This window comes from Allobosea sp. 01N443, assembly GCF_056399325.1.
This window is the reverse complement of sequence record NZ_JBFTRC010000122.1, coordinates 1-16,189: the sequence shown is the minus strand read 5'-3', so window position 1 is coordinate 16,189 and position 16,189 is coordinate 1. Positions and strand designations below refer to the sequence as shown.

General features: G+C 62.5%; 18 protein-coding genes and 1 pseudogene. 16 read left to right on the top strand and 3 right to left on the bottom strand.

Annotated elements, in window-relative coordinates:
* The 14 genes and pseudogenes from AC1DRP_RS24565 to AC1DRP_RS24500 form a co-directional block, all read left to right on the top strand.
* The coding region (locus tag AC1DRP_RS24565; RefSeq protein ID WP_476769793.1) for a selenium-binding protein SBP56-related protein at positions 1 to 619 on the top strand (619 nt) is incomplete at its 5' end.
* A 39-nt stretch (positions 620 to 658) separates the two neighbouring features.
* Positions 659 to 1,276 (top strand): hypothetical protein, encoded by a 618-nt coding sequence (locus AC1DRP_RS24560; RefSeq protein ID WP_441476648.1) that lies wholly within the window; start codon positions 659 to 661, stop codon positions 1,274 to 1,276.
* Between the two features lie 112 nt (positions 1,277 to 1,388).
* Complete coding sequence (map, locus tag AC1DRP_RS24555; protein ID WP_476769792.1) at positions 1,389 to 2,213, top strand: type I methionyl aminopeptidase; 825 nt, start codon at positions 1,389 to 1,391, stop codon at positions 2,211 to 2,213.
* Positions 2,210 to 2,656: pseudogene (locus tag AC1DRP_RS24550) on the top strand (JAB domain-containing protein); the annotation flags it as partial. The gene map and the pseudogene AC1DRP_RS24550, both read left to right, overlap by 4 nt.
* A 371-nt stretch (positions 2,657 to 3,027) precedes the next feature.
* Positions 3,028 to 4,905 carry an AAA family ATPase gene (locus AC1DRP_RS24545; RefSeq protein ID WP_476769791.1) on the top strand — a complete coding sequence of 626 codons (1,878 nt, stop codon included), beginning with the start codon at positions 3,028 to 3,030 and terminating at the stop codon, positions 4,903 to 4,905.
* 70 nt (positions 4,906 to 4,975) lie between these two features.
* The gene (locus AC1DRP_RS24540; RefSeq protein ID WP_476769790.1) at positions 4,976 to 5,665 is read left to right on the top strand and encodes a hypothetical protein; all 690 of its coding nucleotides are present in this window, start codon (positions 4,976 to 4,978) and stop codon (positions 5,663 to 5,665) included.
* 228 nt (positions 5,666 to 5,893) lie between these two features.
* Entirely contained in the window at positions 5,894 to 6,478 is a 585-nt protein-coding gene (locus AC1DRP_RS24535) for a hypothetical protein (RefSeq protein ID WP_476769789.1), read from the top strand.
* 203 nt (positions 6,479 to 6,681) lie between these two features.
* Positions 6,682 to 7,095 carry a hypothetical protein gene (locus AC1DRP_RS24530; protein WP_476769788.1) on the top strand — a complete coding sequence of 138 codons (414 nt, stop codon included), beginning with the start codon at positions 6,682 to 6,684 and terminating at the stop codon, positions 7,093 to 7,095.
* Positions 7,092 to 7,928, top strand: a complete 837-nt coding sequence (locus tag AC1DRP_RS24525; protein WP_476769787.1) for a hypothetical protein — start codon at positions 7,092 to 7,094, stop codon at positions 7,926 to 7,928. Before AC1DRP_RS24530 ends, AC1DRP_RS24525 begins: the two co-directional genes overlap by 4 nt.
* A gap of 122 nt (positions 7,929 to 8,050) precedes the next feature.
* On the top strand, positions 8,051 to 8,869 hold the full coding sequence (locus tag AC1DRP_RS24520) for a hypothetical protein (protein WP_476769786.1): 819 nt from the start codon (positions 8,051 to 8,053) through the stop codon (positions 8,867 to 8,869).
* 79 nt (positions 8,870 to 8,948) lie between these two features.
* Positions 8,949 to 9,155, top strand: a complete 207-nt coding sequence (locus AC1DRP_RS24515; RefSeq protein WP_476769785.1) for a hypothetical protein — start codon at positions 8,949 to 8,951, stop codon at positions 9,153 to 9,155.
* Between the two features lie 48 nt (positions 9,156 to 9,203).
* Entirely contained in the window at positions 9,204 to 9,440 is a 237-nt protein-coding gene (locus AC1DRP_RS24510; RefSeq protein ID WP_476769784.1) for a hypothetical protein, read from the top strand.
* Positions 9,441 to 9,705: 265 nt separating this feature from the next.
* Positions 9,706 to 10,641, top strand: coding sequence for a hypothetical protein (locus AC1DRP_RS24505; RefSeq protein WP_476769783.1), 936 nt, complete (start codon positions 9,706 to 9,708; stop codon positions 10,639 to 10,641).
* A gap of 8 nt (positions 10,642 to 10,649) precedes the next feature.
* Positions 10,650 to 11,162, top strand: a complete 513-nt coding sequence (locus AC1DRP_RS24500) for a DUF4376 domain-containing protein (RefSeq protein ID WP_476769782.1) — start codon at positions 10,650 to 10,652, stop codon at positions 11,160 to 11,162.
* A gap of 78 nt (positions 11,163 to 11,240) precedes the next feature.
* Here the strand turns inward: AC1DRP_RS24500 and AC1DRP_RS24495 are convergent, their stop codons facing one another.
* Together AC1DRP_RS24495 and AC1DRP_RS24490 are read right to left on the bottom strand one after the other, a co-directional pair.
* Positions 11,241 to 11,642: a YbhB/YbcL family Raf kinase inhibitor-like protein gene (locus tag AC1DRP_RS24495; protein WP_476769781.1), complete on the bottom strand. Its 402-nt coding sequence runs from the start codon at positions 11,640 to 11,642 to the stop codon at positions 11,241 to 11,243.
* Positions 11,643 to 11,821: 179 nt separating this feature from the next.
* The gene (locus AC1DRP_RS24490; protein ID WP_476769780.1) at positions 11,822 to 12,181 is read right to left on the bottom strand and encodes a hypothetical protein; all 360 of its coding nucleotides are present in this window, start codon (positions 12,179 to 12,181) and stop codon (positions 11,822 to 11,824) included.
* 223 nt (positions 12,182 to 12,404) lie between these two features.
* Between AC1DRP_RS24490 and AC1DRP_RS24485 the strand changes: the two genes are divergently transcribed.
* Together AC1DRP_RS24485 and AC1DRP_RS24480 are read left to right on the top strand one after the other, a co-directional pair.
* Positions 12,405 to 14,753, top strand: coding sequence for a phage tail tape measure protein (locus tag AC1DRP_RS24485; protein ID WP_476769779.1), 2,349 nt, complete (start codon positions 12,405 to 12,407; stop codon positions 14,751 to 14,753).
* Positions 14,754 to 15,049: 296 nt separating this feature from the next.
* Complete coding sequence (locus AC1DRP_RS24480) at positions 15,050 to 15,517, top strand: Panacea domain-containing protein (RefSeq protein WP_441508649.1); 468 nt, start codon at positions 15,050 to 15,052, stop codon at positions 15,515 to 15,517.
* A gap of 281 nt (positions 15,518 to 15,798) precedes the next feature.
* On the opposite strand, the gene AC1DRP_RS24475 is transcribed toward AC1DRP_RS24480, so the two are convergent.
* On the bottom strand, positions 15,799 to 15,999 hold the full coding sequence (locus AC1DRP_RS24475) for a KTSC domain-containing protein (protein WP_476769778.1): 201 nt from the start codon (positions 15,997 to 15,999) through the stop codon (positions 15,799 to 15,801).
* Positions 16,000 to 16,189 lie beyond the last annotated feature (190 nt).

Here is a 16,189-nt window from a genome sequence, read left to right as displayed (position 1 = left end):
CCCGAGGAAGGCCTATGGCTTCGTCGGCTGCGTCATCAGCTTGAAGGATCTCTCCGCCTCGATCTGGACCTGGTATCGCGAGGGCACGAAATGGGCGGTCAGGAAAGTCATCGAGATCCCTGCCGAGCCGGCTGATCCTGATCTCCTGCCACCGGTCCTGAAGGGGTTCAAGGCGGTTGCGCCCCTCGTCACCGACATCGACCTCTCGATGGACGATCGCTACCTCTACGTGTCCTGCTGGGGCACCGGCGACATGATTCAGTACGATGTGTCGGATCCGTTCAAGCCTGTGGAAACCGGCCGGGTCCGCATCGGCGGCATCGTTTCCCGCGCCTCCCACCCCGGAGCGAAGAACGGGCATCTCAACGGCGGCCCGCAAATGGTCGAGATCAGCCGCGACGGCAAGCGGGTTTATTTCACGAACTCGCTCTACGGGGCCATCGATCCGCAATTCTATCCCAATGGAATCGACGGTTGGATGGTAAAGCTCGATGTCGGGGAGAAGGGCGGCATCCGCTTCGACGACAAGTTCTTCGTCGACTGGCCCAAGGGGCACYGGCCTCACCAGGTCAGGCTGGAGGGCGGTGACTGCTCGTCCGATTCCTATTGCTACCCCTGACGCCCCTGCCCGGCATGATCGCTCGAACGGGAGCCTGAGATGTCGCCTTGGCTCATGCTCGCCGGGCTCGGTGCCTTCCATGGCCTGAACCCGGCCATGGGCTGGCTCTTTGCGGTTGCGCTCGGTCTGCATCGCGAGAGCCGTCGCGTTGTGTGGTTGTCCCTCCTTCCGATCGCGCTGGGGCATGCGGCCTCGGTCGCCGTGGTGGTCGCGGCGGTAGTTGCCCTCGGGACCATCATTGACCACGAAGCGCTGCAAAGGCTCGCGGGCCTTCTGCTTCTGGGGTGGGCAGCCTCCCATGCCGTCTTCGGTCACCGGCATCGCGTCCGGGTCGGCATGCAGACGGGGCTTGCCGGACTCGGCGCCTGGTCATTCCTGATGGCGACCAGCCACGGGGCCGGCCTGATGCTTGTACCGGTCATCATCCCGCTCTGCCTTGCTGCGACGCCGGCGCGGGAATTGACTGCCGCGGGGTCGTTGCCGGTCTCGCTGGCCGCCATCGCCCTTCACATGGCTGCAATGCTGGCTGTGACAGCAACGATTGCGGCGATCGTCTATGAATGGCTGGGGCTGGCCTTCCTGCGGCGGGGCTGGATCAATCTCGACACACTCTGGATCATCGTTCTGGCGGCGACAGGCCTCAACCTGGTCCGCTAAGCACCGCCAAAACAGCGCCTGCACCCTTCAGTTCGAGCTGGCACGGGCGCAATCATCTTGCGCAGCCGGCCAAACGCAATAGATATGATGGGCAAGGAGCTTCTTGCCCATCATGACATTCGACGAAAATCTGGGACGGGCGCGGATGMGCGAACCGGCCATCAAACTTCATGGTCCCGAAGCCTTCGCGGCCATGCGCAAGGCCGGCCGCCTGACGGCAGAAGGCCTCGACATGCTCGGCGAGCACGTCCGGCCAGGCGTCACCACGCAACGCCTCGACGAGCTTGCCTTCCAGTTCGCCATGGACAATGGCGCCTACCCGGCGACCCTGTTCTATCGCGGCTATACAAAATCGATCTGCACCTCGATCAACCATGTGGTCTGTCACGGAATCCCGGACGACAAACCCCTGCGCGAAGGCGACATCCTCAATATCGACTACACGCTGATCGTCGATGGCTGGTATGGCGATTCCAGCCGGATGTACGGGGTCGGCGACATTCCCCGCAAGGCCGAGCGGCTGGTCGAAATCACCTATGAAAGCCTGCTCCGCGGTATCAAGGCCGTGCGCGCCGGCGCGACGACCGGCGATATCGGTTTCGCCATCCAGCGCTATACCGAAGCCGAGCGTTGCTCGGTGGTGCGCGATTTCTGCGGCCACGGCCTGGGCCAGGTCTTTCACGATGCACCCAACATCCTGCATTACGGCAGTCCCGGCGAAGGCGTCTTGCTCAAGCCCGGGATGCTTTTCACCATCGAGCCGATGATCAACCTCGGCAAGGCGGGCGTGAAGGTGCTTTCCGACGGCTGGACGGCGGTCACCCGCGACCGCTCGCTTTCGGCCCAGTTCGAGCACACGGTCGGTGTCACAGAGACCGGCTGCGAGATCTTCACGCTGTCGCCGGCAGGCCGCGACAATCCGCTCGCGGCACGATGAAGCAAGAGGGCGGTCAGCGCGGATCACAAGTCCCGTTGCCGGAAGAACCCACGGCCGTTGCCGTGCCGCACTACCACGGTCATCGCCAAAGGCTTCGCGATCGCTTCCAGGAGTCGGGCGCCGACACCCTGCCCGATTACGAGTTGCTCGAGCTTCTGTTGTTCCGCTCCATCCCGCAGCGCGACGTGAAGCCGCTCGCCAAGGACCTGATCCGGCGCTTCGGCTCATTCGCCGAGGTGCTTGGCGCGCCGGCCGCGCGATTGACTGAGGTCAAGGGCGTCGGCTCCGGCGTTGCGCAGGATCTCAAGATCGTCGCGGCCGCCCTGCAGCGCATGGCGAGGGGAGCGGTGGCGAAACGCCCGGTGCTGTCATCCTGGTCGGCGGTTCTCGACTATTGCCGAATGGCGATGGCCTTTGCCGAACGCGAGCAGTTCCGCATTCTGTGACAAGTCATTGATTTGACTACTCGGCGTCCCCGGCCTGCTCGGACGCCCCCTCACCCGCTTACACCACCGCACCCGCCAGCAACAGCCGGCGGCAACGCGCCTTTGTGCGCATTTTCAGAGGAGTCTGCCCATGCAGATTGTAGACTTTGTGTCGTTTCCCGACCCGGGCGGAGACACGGCCAGGACGGTTGCGCGCTTTGCGATCGCAACGCCCGACATGAGGCTTAGCGGCTTTCGGCTGCGGCTTCGGCCAAACGGCAGCTTCATCGTAGCCGCACCGTTTGCTGGCGGCGTTCGCCTCGCGAACTTCAGCCCCGCCATGTTTCGTCAAATCAATGAAGCCGCTGAGGCGGCCTATCGAGGGCTCGATGCCATTGACCGCCGCGCAGCCTGAATTCGAAGACGACTACCAGCCGACAGGCCTAGAGCGCCTGATTGGCCCCGTCGCACCCCCGCCCGAATGGGACGACTGCCCTCCAGAGGAGACCCCGGAAGCTGTCGAATGGATGCGGCGCCGTGACTGGGCCGAAGCGGTACGGGAGCAGATTGAGCGGGACAAGCGCGCCGACGAGCGTGCCGCGTCTATGGTGGAACGCTCGGCTATCGTCACGGCAGCCAAGGCCGGTGATTATGCGGCGTTGGCCAAGATCACCGGCAAGCCTGCGGGCTGGATGCCTGCACCGGCAAATGACAACCGCAAGGCCGCGGTCACCGCCACCCCGTTCGTGTGGATCGACCCCAAGACCATCCCCAGACGCGAATGGCTCTACGGCGGCCACTACGCCCGCCAGTACCTCTCGGCGACCTTCGGCGCGGGCGGTGGCGGAAAGACCGCCCATAGCTATACGGAGGCGCTGGCCATGGCGTCCGGCAAGCCACTGCTCGGCGAGATACCGCGCGAGCGCAGACGCGTCTGGACCATCAATCTTGAAGACCCTATCGAGGAAATCCAGCGGCGCGTCATGGCGGCGGCGCTGCACTTCAGCCTCCGGCCGGATGACATTGAAGGCCACCTCTGGACCGACTCGGGACGCGAGCAACAGTTCGTGGTCGCTCGTACCGAGGGGCGCGATATCAAAGTCGTCGAGCCGATCGTCTCATCGCTCATCAGGGAAGTGAAGGAGCGCCAGATTGACGTCCTGATCGTCGACCCGTTCGTATCCACGCACTCGGTGCCGGAGAACGATAACGGCGCTATCCAGGCTGTTGCAGCACAGTGGGTGCGGGTTGCCCATGAAGCTAACTGCAGCGTCGAGCTTGTGCACCATGTGCGTAAGAGCAACGGCCAAGAAGCGACGGCAGATGACGGCCGCGGTGCCGGTGCGCTCAAAGACAAGGCCCGCTCTGTCCGGGTCGTCAACGGCATGACGAAGGAAGAAGCCGACAAGGCTGGCGTCTCGTCTGAGGATGTCCGCCGGTACTTTCGCGTCGACTTCGGCAAGGTGAATATGGTGGCCTCGTCGTCTTCGGCGTGGCGCCGGTTCGCTAGCGTCAGTCTGGGCAATGGAGCCGGCATGCTTGATCCCGCCGATCAGATCGGCGTCGTCGAAGAGTGGCGCTGGCCCTCGGCACAGGACATTGCCGGCGACGTTCCCGAAGAGGCTCTGCGGGGCATCCTTGGGCGATTGGCCGGTGGCGACGCTCGCGAGCATGAGCAGGCGGCGGGCTGGGCCGGGAACGTTATCGCGGAACTGCTCGGCATCGACATCGACGACAAAGCGGGTCGGACGCGCGTGAAGTCGCTGCTTCGGGCCTGGCTGAAATCGGGCGTCCTGAAAGTCCACGAGCGTCTAGACCACAAGCGCATGATGCGGAAATTCATCGTCCCCGCATCTGCCCCACCGCATGCAAACTCAGGTGGGGCAGAGGTGGGGCAAGGTGAGGCAGCTTCAATCCCATCCACCTGCCTCACCACCCCACCCCCTCGTAGAGGGGTGGGGGTGGGCAAGGGAGAATGGACGAAATCCCAGGTGGGGCGCTGGGTGGGGCAGATCCGCCGGAGCAAGAAGACTTCACCCCGCCCGCCTTCATCAAAAAGAGCCGAACACCGGCCGTCCTCATTCCAGTCGGGAGACCCGCATGACCACTATCGTCCCATTTCCATTCCGAGCCCCTATCGACGGAACGCCGGCCGGCTATCGCCAAGTCCTCGACCGGCTGCGCGCCGAGGATGCGGCAAACGACAACGAGCCCGCTTCCCGCCGGGCACGGCCGCAAGCGCCGCGGCATCGGGCTCTCGAGGCTGAGTTCGAGTCGCTGCGAAAATGGAAGACCCTCCGCGAGCTAGCCGAGCAAGCAGGTTGTCCATCCAGTTGGATGGCCGGCTCGGGTGACCCAAACGCTCCAACGGAGGCCGAACCGCGAAAGCCCCCGGAGTGGACTGAAGAAGCGCTCATCCTGGCGGCATCCATCGGCGTACGCTGGCGGCGTCTGGGCGGCAGGTTGATTCCTGCTGATGGAGATATTGCGCATAGCCCAACCACCGGACGGCTGCTCCGCTGCGGCCGGCTTGTGATGGCGGACGACCTCCGCGCCGATAATGACGACGAGGCGAAGGACGAACTGGGCGCGGAGACGCCGGATCTCGTGGAGGAGTTGTCGGGCGGCAACGTCGACAGCGACTCGGCCTATAATCGCCGCACCCCGGCGGGCAGCGTGATCGGAATCCTGCATCGCACCAAGGACGGGCGTGAGGTTACGCTGACGGAGCCCACAAAGCCCCGCTTTCGCAAGCGCCGTTCATTCCCGCCTCCGCCCGAGCAACCGGCATCTCCGTGGGATATCGGCGAGGCGCGCAATGAGCTTCAGCGCTTGATCGAGATCATGGCTCCGCAAGCTGTTTCGGTGCTCGACGGGGCATTACGGGCTGAGAACTTCCGCGAGATCGGCCTATCCCTCGGCAAGCATGGCAAGACGGCAGAACGCGCCGGTAAGGCAGCACTCCTCGCTGCCTGCGCCGAATTCGAAGCGGCACTCCAGGCGCTCGAGAAGAAGCGCGCCGCCTGAGCGTCCCTTTCTCGCAAGTTGCGGTCCTATCTTATAGAGGGGCCGCAGATTGCCCGCTCAGGTCCTCCCGACCACACCTCGGCCGGCGCTTCGGCGCTGGCCGTCTTTCGGGCCAGGCCTACCCCCCCCGTCATAGGTACCTTTCGGCGCATCAGCGGCCCTAGCGGTCGCACCACCTCGCCATGTCTCCAGATTTAGGCTCCGCAAAAAGGGTTAAGGGTTATAAAAATGGCCACGCAGAGCGAATATGCCGCCCATCGCGGGGTCAGCAACAACACGATTTCGAAGTGGAAACGCCGCGGTTTGCTGGTTTTTGACGCCGACGGCGGCGTTGATATCGAGAAATCCGACGAATTCGTCGCGAACCATGGCGGTCGGCTGTCGGTGTTACCTTTTAACCCCGAAGTGCCTGGAGAAGGCGCAGGGGTTACGATCACTCCCCTAATGTACGCCGACCCTGCCACTTGGACCAAGTCCKAGGCCGAGCGGGTCAAATTGCACTTCGAGGCCAAACTGCTGGAGTTGAAATTCGAGCGCGAGAGCGGCGAGGTTGCCGATATCGACGACGTCGTCGTGACGATCGCGACCGAATACGCGCTCGTTCGAAACAAGGTGGCGACGCTCGGCGAGCGGTTGGCTCAGCGCCTCGTGGCCGCGACGTCGGCAGAGGCCGTAAAGGATCTTGTCGACGCCGAGGTCGTGGCAGTGCTCACGGAACTGATGTCCGCAGCCCCGGGCTCAACGGATTTCGAAGAGCTTCGCGCTTCCGTCATGAGGCGGTTCACGCCTGCCACGACAGGCCAAGCAGCCTAATTCACTTCCGCGCCCAAGGGCGCACACGGCTTGGACCGTCGAGCCCTCGTGGCTCCGGCCGAAGCGGCCTCGGCGCGCAGCCTCTCGCACCGAGATCGTAGATCGGCGACGCACCGGGGTGGCTGCGTCGCCGGTTGTCTTTTCCACGCGCCTGGGCACCGGGCCGGCCCTTCAATTCCAAATTTCTCAAAATCGGAACCGACATGGACCCCATTCAGAGGTGGCGGGCGGCTGATGCCGCGTTTGCCGCTGGAATCACGCACCGGCGGCTGCTCGAGTTAATCGATCGTAGGGCCTTCAAACTCTCTCCGGCCGATGTCGACACACCAGGCGCAGGCGTCAGCCGGGAACTCACTAAAGAGAGCATTTATCGACTCGCCGCCGCTGCCGCACTGGTGAAGGCGGGGCTTCGTGTTCGGCTCGCTGCTCGACTCGTCGACGATTTTTCGACCCGCGCGTTGGCCGAAACCCACCCAACCTTTCTGATCGTAGATCTCGCAAACGGTCCCCGGCTTCTCGTCGACGAGCCTGTTGAGCCATCGATCAATCTCGTCGCCGACGCGGCCGCGATCGTCGCCGCCGTCGATGCGCGTCTCAAGGAAAGACCCCCCGTATGACCAACCACGAAACGTCCATCGAGATCGGCACTCGCCTCGCGAAAGCGCGCGAAGACGCGGTTAGTGCGGCCGCTGGCGTCAACACCGCCCAGGCCGCCTATGCCGACGCGCTTCTGACAGCTTCGGCGCCCGCACTGCGAAAGCTCGCCGAGGCCCGGTCTGACGCGACCATCCGCGTAGATCAGTTGAACGCGCTGGTTTCAAAGCTCGAGGTCGACCTTGATCTTGCTACCGAAGCCGAAGCCGAGGCCAGTCGATATGAGCAATACGCCGCAGCCTGCGCGCTCGCCGAAAGCGCTCGCAAGCAGCTTTTCGCCGATTATCCCAAGGCAGCCGAGAAAATTCGTGCCGTTTTGGGCGCAATCGCGGAGGYCGATATCGCGGTTGAGGCGGCAAACCAAAACCTGCCAGCGGGCGCAACTCCGATCGCAAAACCGGAAGGTTCGCGAGCGCTGCCTAACCTCCCTGAAGAAATAGTCAGCGAGGATACTGTCGAGCTGTGGGTCATGGACGGCAATTCATCGCCACTCCCCGCTGAGCAGCAGGATCAGGTTGATCGGAATGGCCGCATTGCCATTAACGGGCGTCAGTACAACTGCACCCGCCGGYATTTCCGCCGCAGGGAATTCCTGCCCCCGGTCTTCGGTCGATATGTTCGCCAGTTAGCTTCCGAGATCAATCTGCCCGGCCTGGCCTTCGGAGAAGGCTCTTATTGGAAGCCGGTGTCGGGCACAGGGGAGGCCCCGCGGCAGCTTGCCGAGCCCCGCCGTCCTCCTGCCGTCGACGGCCCGCGCGCGCCTGTCGTCGAATACCAACCGGTCCGCAATCCGTGACGCCACCCAAACGTCACGCCGTCATTCAATCGCTCTGACGAGAGTCGAGAGCCGAACATGAGAACGTAATGCCCCACCCGAAACCAGCCTCTGCCCCTGGCGAGTCATCGACTGAGATCAGCATGCGCCTCGATGCGCTYCGAGCCGACGCCCTTGCTGCCGACGCCGCGGTCATTGCGGCTGACACTGCCTATCAGGCGGGCCTTGTAGACGAGACGCCGGCTGCTCTTCGTAAAATCCTCGACTCCAAGGCGGAGGCCGCGATCCGCGGCGATCAAGCGCGCGCGAAGATTGCGGCGCTCGAGCCAAAACTGGCTTCTACTCTCGACGCCGAGGCCGAGGCCCGTCGGTGGGACACGTACGCGGCCGCGCAGGCGTTGGCAGAGGCTGCGAGAACGCGGTTGTTCAACGAGTACGAAGCCGCCTGCGAACCGATCCGCGAGCTTCTCCGCGTCGTCACCGTAGCCGACGTAGCCGTTGCTCGTGCCAACGCTGACCTACCCACCGGCGCGGATGAGATTGCGTACGCCGAGGCGGGTCGTAGCCTCTCCGGCCAGCCGGGCGAGGTGCTTTCGCAGACCGAGGTCCAACACTGGGCTTATTCGAACGGCGGCGAGCCAATCCTTGATGCGCCCCGCAAGCCATTCGGCACCTTTCGCGAAGGGCTCGTTTTCTTGCACGAGGACGACATTGTTCCCTCCGCTAAACGCACCTTCGTGCGTACGGAACGGCTGCCAGCCATTCCCGGCATCACTGTCCCGTCGCTCATTGCGAGCGTTGCCCTTCCCGGTCTGCGCGCTGGCGAGGGCGCGTTCTGGGCTCGCGTCGACAGTGTCGCTGCCGCGGTCGAACAACTCGCCACGCCACGTGCCCCCGCCGCTGCTCTCGGCCCGCGCTCTCCTGAGGTGACGTACGCGCCTGTCCGGCCAACTGCCGGCTAGTCACCAAACTTACCCCTCGGGCGGCCGATCGCCCGCACCCCATTCGCATCGCGGCTCTGCTGCAGAACGGACCTTAAAAATGGATACCAACTCAGAAGGCACCAGCGCCCGCGCCAATGCCATCATCAACGCCGATGCCGCTAAGGGCCGTGAGGCGCTGGCGAAGCACCTGGCCTATTCGACCGACATGACCGCCGAGGCCGCTATTGCCGCCCTTGCAGCGGCTCCTGCGGAGCCGCCGCTCGCCCGCATTCTCCGAAATTACCGCGCCGCTACAGGTCAGTGACGCAATACCCGACATCACAGCGGCACTGCCGCAGAAACGGATCTTTAAATGGGCACCTCGTCTGAGATCGCCAGCGCGCGCGCCAAGGCTATTTTGACCGCCGACGCCGCAACGGGTCGCGAAACTCTGGCCAACCATTTGGCATATTCGACGGAGCTGAGCTTCGAGACCGCTATTGCGGCGCTTTACACTGTGCCAGCGGACGCTGACGCTGCCGCCGAAGCCTCAAAAGCCGGCTGGGCGAAGGCTGCGGCCAAACAGAATGCCGGGCGTTCGACGGCTTAGGCCAGCGAGCCCCCCCTTGGGCGAGCCAGGCTGGCGGGCGAATGCCAGCCCGGCTCTGGCCGGGGACGGCCGAATCGAAGCGCGCCTCGGATGTCGAATTTGAGCGCTAAAAGATTAAGAGATTCAACACCGTCCTTGGGCGCATCGATCATCCAAATGGGTGATCCAGCCTAAGAGCCGAACCCGCTCTCCATCCCAGTTCTCACGCGCCGAGCAGTGCTTCCGCAGGCCCCACCGCGTGCCTTTCCCGTCTTAGGAGAATCCCATGAAGTACCAGCCCCCGACCGGCGGCGATGCAAATGACCCGTATGTCGGCGCCAATCCAGCCGCCGGCATTGTGGGCTCCAGAATTCCGCCGAAGGCTGTCGAGCACCATCAGCGTGAATTGGTCGACCTGATCACCAAATCCGGACTGACGCCCAGCGAAGCGGATCTCACACAGGTGGCGCAGGCAGTGCAGTCCGGTAAACTGACCTATGCCGTCGCGACCGGCACGGCGAATGCTTGGGTCGTTGCACCAGTTCTAGCTGTTCCGGCCTATTCCGCCGGCCGCGTGCTGTGGGTCAAGGTTCCTGCAACGAATACAAGCACGACCGTCACCGTTAACGTCAGCGGGCTCGGCGCGCGTCCTTTGAAAAAGGCAGACGGGACGGACCCGGCGATTGGCGACTTTGCTTCTGGGCGCTGGTATCCGACCATCGACGACGGAACCAATATCTGTGTAGTCGCCACCTTGGATTCAGACGTTCGCGTGGTGCCCTTGCCGGGTGTTCTCGCAACAGGCTCGACCGCGATAGGAATCCCATCAGGAGCCATCTCGGCAATTGGCGCTTGGGGCACGGTCGCACAAAATACGTTGGTGACTAGCACCTTCGTCGCCTCGTCCGGGATACTTACGGTGGGAGCAGGCGAAGGTGGTTGGTGGTTAGTGATGGCCGCCTTGTCCAGCACCAACGCTGACACTCATTGGGACAATACCGAAGGCTCCTACATTCTGAAGAACGGCGCGACCGTTTCTTATTCTCAAGCTCAGAGTGTCAATATCCAGGCCACTGGCCTGACTGCCATCGCGATCATCCCAGCGGTCCCCGGAGATGTGATCCGGCCGGCATCATTCCAGTTTTCTACTGCGGTATCGGCGATTGAGCCTGCCACGTCGTTCTTTTCCGCCGTCCGCCTCCCGTCTCCTCCTCTCAACTGAGGTCAAATATGATTATTACGCTCACCTCAGACCAGATCAGCAATGCCATGTCCTTACTGGGTGTCGCAGGGAACCCCGCCAACGGCTTTATTGTCGAGCCGGCGGAGGACGAGCCAGGCTTTTGGCTCCTGACAGTGCCGGAGAGTTATCAGGCAGCGTTTGCCGGCCTCGACCTGACCGATGCGAGGCCCGGCCTGCTCGCCTACGCCGCCAAACTGCGCTGGCAGACTGAAGTTGGCGGGATTGTCGTCGCGGGCGTTCCCGTCGCCACGGACGATCGCTCCAAGCTCATGGTGACCGGGGCGCGTGTCGCAGCGGCGGCCGACCCAAACTGGGTCACCGTCTGGCATGGGGCCGACGGCGGCAGCTACCCTATCGACGCCTCGGCAATCATCGCGGTCAGTGACGCCGTGCAGGCTCACGTCAACGCTACGTTCTCTGCCTTCGCTGCGGTGAAATCCGCCATTGAAGCCGGCAGCGTCACCACAACCGCCGAGATCGACGCTGCCTTCATTCCATGAATGGGAGATTGTCGGCGCGCGACGACCATCTGATCCCCCGCACCAATTAGCGGTGCAGGGGATAGTCGGGTAGCCTTCCTATTCGGGATACTTCCGGGTCGCGGTTCCGGCCGCGATTGCAGTCCCGTTGGCGTCGAGCGCGGTTACTGTCCATTCGTAGTCATGGACCTGCGGCGGCGGGGGCGAAGGCCCGTTATATCCGCCGGTTAGCGCCCCGCACGGCACAGAGACGCTGCCCTTGCCGGAAAAGGCGACTTCACCGCCGCCGTGACGATATTGCGGGGCTTGTCGGTCAACCATGTTGAACCGAAGGGTCTTCGTTGCGGCCGGCACGTTCCCGACCTTGAATTCCGGCGACGCACCGCACCAGCGGAATGAGACGTTSATGTTGGGCAATGACGCACTTGGCGCCGTCGCGCCAGTCGAATTGCAGCCTGCCAGTCCCAGGCAGGCCGCACCTATCAGCAGTATCTTACGCATATCTCTTCCCCAGCCCCGCGCTTTAGTGCGCGACCGCTGACCCTAGGCGACCTCATCCTCGGGAGGCGAGCGTTTCGCCATGCGCCTTGCACAACCGGGGTTATCGATGACCACACGCGAGGTGCAAGCCGCAAAGCCCACCGTGGCCATCCCGGGAAAAAGCGGGGAAGCCGCCCGTGTCAGTTCCGAGGTTGCTCCAATGCGGCGACACGCATGACGGCKCTCTCGTAGAGCCCGTTCGAGCGGTGGCCTTCCGCACCGACGAGGCTCTCCAACATTTTAAACTTCGAGTCTGTCTGTTGGACGAAATCAGTCGTCGCGCTCGTATAGGCGGTAACCTCTTCACGAATGTGCTGGATATCGCGGATGTAGGCCTCGCGAATTTGCTGGATATCGCGGGTGTAGGCCTCGCGAAGTTGCGGGATATCACGGGTGTAAGCCTCGCGAATTTGCGCAATCTCTGACCGAAAAATTTCGTTTGTCCGGATCAGGTCCCGAACGATCGGCAGCCGCAGCACAAGCGCGTCAAGAAGTTTCATCTAGCCGCCTCCCTGGCAGTGATCTGATGCGCTGAGTGTGCCTGAGCCTCATTTGGCCGTCCAMCTCGCACGCCGTTCCACGAACCGCCGCCTTCGGGCGGCTTTGTCATGCCCGCCTMTTGGCGGCATTTTTTATGTCTGGATCATCAAATGCATTCTCATCCAAAACCCGCCGACGGCCAGGTTACACTGCCTGATGGCGGCGATGAACTAAGTCGCGCCCATGGCTGATATGAGGGCGCGGGCCATTATCGAAGCGGTCGACAAGACGGGCAAAACGTTCGACTCCATCGCTGGAAAAATGAAGGCGGTCGACAAGGCAGCCGCTGCCCTTGGTAAGGCCAAGGGCCTGGACGGCATGTCACGGCAGATCGACGCCGTTGCAGTGTCATTGGACAAGGTTGCTAAGATCGACGCATTCCGGGGCACGCAGGMTTCTTTCGCCGCGGCCAGGACAACGTTTAGAGAGGCACAGGCCAACGTTGCCAAGCTTGGCGCTGAAATGGCCAAAGCGTCCGCGCCGGCTGCAGCACTCACCCGCGAGTACGCCAAGGCTCAGCGCGAAGTGCGTTCAGCCTCTGCAGCGTTCGAAGCGCAGAAAGCAGCCCTAATCGGGAACAAGCGTGCGCTCGAGCAGGCGGGGATTCCCATTGCGAAGCTGGCTGCGCAGGAGCGCAAGCTCAAAATCGCGACCGAGCAGACGACGGCGGCGCTGAACAAGCGGACGGCTGCCCACAGTGGCCAGCCGTCTGGGGGCGGCCCGAAGCCACCCGCAAGCGTTCCCGCCGGCGGCAAGCCTCCCATGGCGATCGGTGTGCCAGGCGGCGGGCTCATGGCCGGATTCGGCGGCTACGCTGCGTACATGAAAGCGCTGGGTTTCGAGCGGGAAATCAACGCAGCAGAAGCCCGTGGCGAACTGACCAAGGAGCAGTCTGAGAAGCTGCGGCGCGAATCCCGCAACGTCGGCGCGGAAGGCATTGGGTTCTCAGGCGAGCAGCTTGCCAAGCTTGGTCGAGAATACGTCCAGGCCGGCTTTGAAGAGCACGCCGCCGCATTCATCCGGCCGACCGCGAGATTTGCCATCGCTGGCGACGTCGAGGCGAGCAAAGCCGCTGACTTCACAACATCTGCACTCGCCTCCTACGGCATCAAACCGAAATCGGAAGAGGAAGCGGTTGCTGCTGCCAAGCGGTATCAGGACATCATTGCCAAGGGCGCGAACGTCTCCCGCCTCGGCGTTGAGGATTTTGCGTCGGGCTTCAAGTTCGCGGCTCCGATGGCCGCCCGGCTGGGCGTCTCCATGGAGCAGTTGTCGGCGATGATCGCGACTATGGGCCAGTCAGGTCTGCGCGGCGACGAAGCCGGCGTTGCGATCCGGTCGGGTCTCGTCCGAACCGTGAAACCAACGCAGGACTCGCGCCAGGCGATGGCCGAGTTGGGCCTGAAATTCGAAGATTATCAGACTTCGAAACAAGCGGTCGTTCCGGGTGATCTCGTGAACGGTTTGCGCCAGCGCGGCCTCGACGTCTCGAGTTCGGTCCAAGCAAAAATGCCCGAAATCGTTGCCGCGGCCCAAGCCGCTGGTGGTGATGTCGGAACGGAACTGACACAGGCCCTGATCAAAGAGTTGGATGTCAGCACCGTTAAGGACCGGAACAAGCTGTCTTCGATGGTCAGCAGGTACGTCGCCTCGCTCGGCGAAGGTCTCGATATCGAGAAGTTGCTTGAGGATCTGCGTAAACGCGGCGTGACGGCGGGTCAGACGGCGCGCATCTTCGACGCCAAGCAGGGCACGCGTATCGGCACGCTGTTGTTCGGCGATGCCTTCGAAGGCTTCCTCAAACAGCTTAAGGAAGGTGCGCCAGGCTCGGTCGACCGCGCGGCCGATAGGATGACGCAAGGCGCGGTTGGGTCTCACAATCGCTTTGTGGGTTCGGTCGATGCTCTCGTGTTGTCCGCGTCCGAATCCGGTGCGCTGGATGCAGTCTCCAAAGTGCTGGAAACAACCGCTTCCGGAATTCGCGCGCTCGGCAACCTGACCAGTGGCGTCGATGATTTCGGGAATAGTGTAAGCCGCGTCGCTGGGGCGCTGGATCTCGTAAAGAAGGCCGCAACGTTCMTTGGCGGCAAGCCCACGGACGGCTCCAGCCAGGGCGGCCTGCTCGAGGCTGCCGCAGGCGCAATCAAAGGCGTCGGTGCGGTCGCTGCAGGCAAGCACTACACTCCGCCTGACGCAGAAGCGCTAGCGGGGATGAAGGCACAGCTCGACGGCGTGAACGGGAAGATTGCGGACATTCAATCGCGATTGCACCCGAGCCGCCGGAATGAGCCGAACGCCGATGTCGATCGCCTCCGTTACGAAGCGCAGGATTTGGTGAACCGCATTTCGCTCGGGGAGTTGAAGGCCACTGTCGAGGGGCCGGTAACGGCCACGCTCGAGCCAGGTTCGAAGGTCGACGTCGCGGTTACGGTCAAAGCCGACGGCGCGACAGTAACAGGCATGACGGCAACCGCATCCGGCTCGGCCCGAGCCTCCGTCGGCACGTCGATGGGGCACCTCGTGAACCGATAAAGATTGGCGGCCTTCGGGCCGTCATACCCCGCCCGTGCGACTGTGGATGTAAACGGGCGCGGGCGGGCTACTGACATCTTCTGTTCACGCTTGGTGCGCATTATATGACTGTGATCGAAGCCATTCGCCGCCGGTTGCGACGGGTGGCTATCGGTGTTGTCCACAGGTACAGTCCGAATCGGCTGCACCCAGTGGGTGATGCCTGCAACCAAATTCTAGTGCCCGTCGGTGGCCGCGAAAAACTCGCAAACCGGTACGACGGGAGAGGTGTGTCCGATGCATGGAGGGAGAAGCTAGTGGCTATTCATCCTTTCTCCGCCGCCAAAATGATCTGCCGCAGATCGGGGTGGAGCGCGACCAACCTTTCTGTTCAGAAGATCCTCTATCTCGCCCATATGGTTCATCTGGGTCGGACGGGGGAGCCCTTGGTGCGCGAAACTTTCCAAGCGTGGGACTATGGCCCGGTCCTTCCTTCGCTCTATCACAAGGTCAGTGCCTTCGGTTCAAAGCCGATTCCAAACGTATTCACCTCGGCGCTAGATGTGGACGATACGCCAGAAGGTCAGACGCTTCGCGAAGCATGTGACAATCTTCTGGCCAATTCGCCAGGGCAGCTGGTAGAGAATACGCACTGGAGCGGCGGCGCGTGGGCAAAGCACTATCAAGCCGGCGTCAGGGGAATCGTGATACCGGATGCGGACATTGCCGCCGAATACCGAGCAAGAATGGAGCGTCCCGTCGCAGCCGGCCAGCGCCGAGATTGACTGGCCGAACAAGACGTCAATAAGCGCAGCCACTCTGGAAGCGCAACTCCAGCAGGAACGAGACGCTAAGCGCGAAGAGCGATTTTACTGGATTTTCTTGTGTGTAATTCTCGCGGATTGCATAGTATTCAAACATATTGACGATTGGAAGTTAATCACTCCAATCTTCCTGCTCCAGTTGATCATGTTGATTGGTCTGGCTGATTGGCTGGGGGTCGATAGGGTTCGTGTGCTGCTTGAGGCGCTATACGCTCGATTTGCACCGAAGAATGGCAATTGAGTTACCGCGCGCTGTACCGATCTTTGATGTGATCGTTGAAGTACGCGCCCTTTGACGAGGCGCGGCACAGACCGTCGTAAATGCGCTCTGGCACTCGATAGTAGCTATACGGCCCGCCGGACTCGGTGAACCAAATCTGCAGAACTAACGTCGTCGAGTCGTATTCTGCGCGACTGATTGCGGATGAATTGAAGCGTGGCATTGTCTGTTGCCCCTATACTTGCGCCGCGTCACAGCCGCCAATTCTRCTGAATTTGCTGCTCCGCCTCAGATACGAGGTAGCCCTTCGGCGTGGGCCGCCTTGCGGTGGCGCGTGCTGAGTGAAGAAATAGGCGTATGGATAGTCATACGCCTATGCCGAAGCTCTCTCGGCTTGAAGTGATCACGACGGG

Coding starts and splice junctions, on each gene's coding strand:
- AC1DRP_RS24545 (WP_476769791.1), top strand. CDS start 3,028: ATGCCATTGACCGCCGCGCAGCCTGAATTCGAAGACGACTACCAGCCG.
- AC1DRP_RS24510 (WP_476769784.1), top strand. CDS start 9,204: ATGGGCACCTCGTCTGAGATCGCCAGCGCGCGCGCCAAGGCTATTTTG.
- AC1DRP_RS24505 (WP_476769783.1), top strand. CDS start 9,706: ATGAAGTACCAGCCCCCGACCGGCGGCGATGCAAATGACCCGTATGTC.
- AC1DRP_RS24515 (WP_476769785.1), top strand. CDS start 8,949: ATGGATACCAACTCAGAAGGCACCAGCGCCCGCGCCAATGCCATCATC.
- AC1DRP_RS24500 (WP_476769782.1), top strand. CDS start 10,650: ATGATTATTACGCTCACCTCAGACCAGATCAGCAATGCCATGTCCTTA.
- AC1DRP_RS24540 (WP_476769790.1), top strand. CDS start 4,976: ATGGCCGGCTCGGGTGACCCAAACGCTCCAACGGAGGCCGAACCGCGA.
- AC1DRP_RS24475 (WP_476769778.1), bottom strand. CDS start 15,999: ATGCCACGCTTCAATTCATCCGCAATCAGTCGCGCAGAATACGACTCG.
- AC1DRP_RS24530 (WP_476769788.1), top strand. CDS start 6,682: ATGGACCCCATTCAGAGGTGGCGGGCGGCTGATGCCGCGTTTGCCGCT.
- AC1DRP_RS24560 (WP_441476648.1), top strand. CDS start 659: ATGTCGCCTTGGCTCATGCTCGCCGGGCTCGGTGCCTTCCATGGCCTG.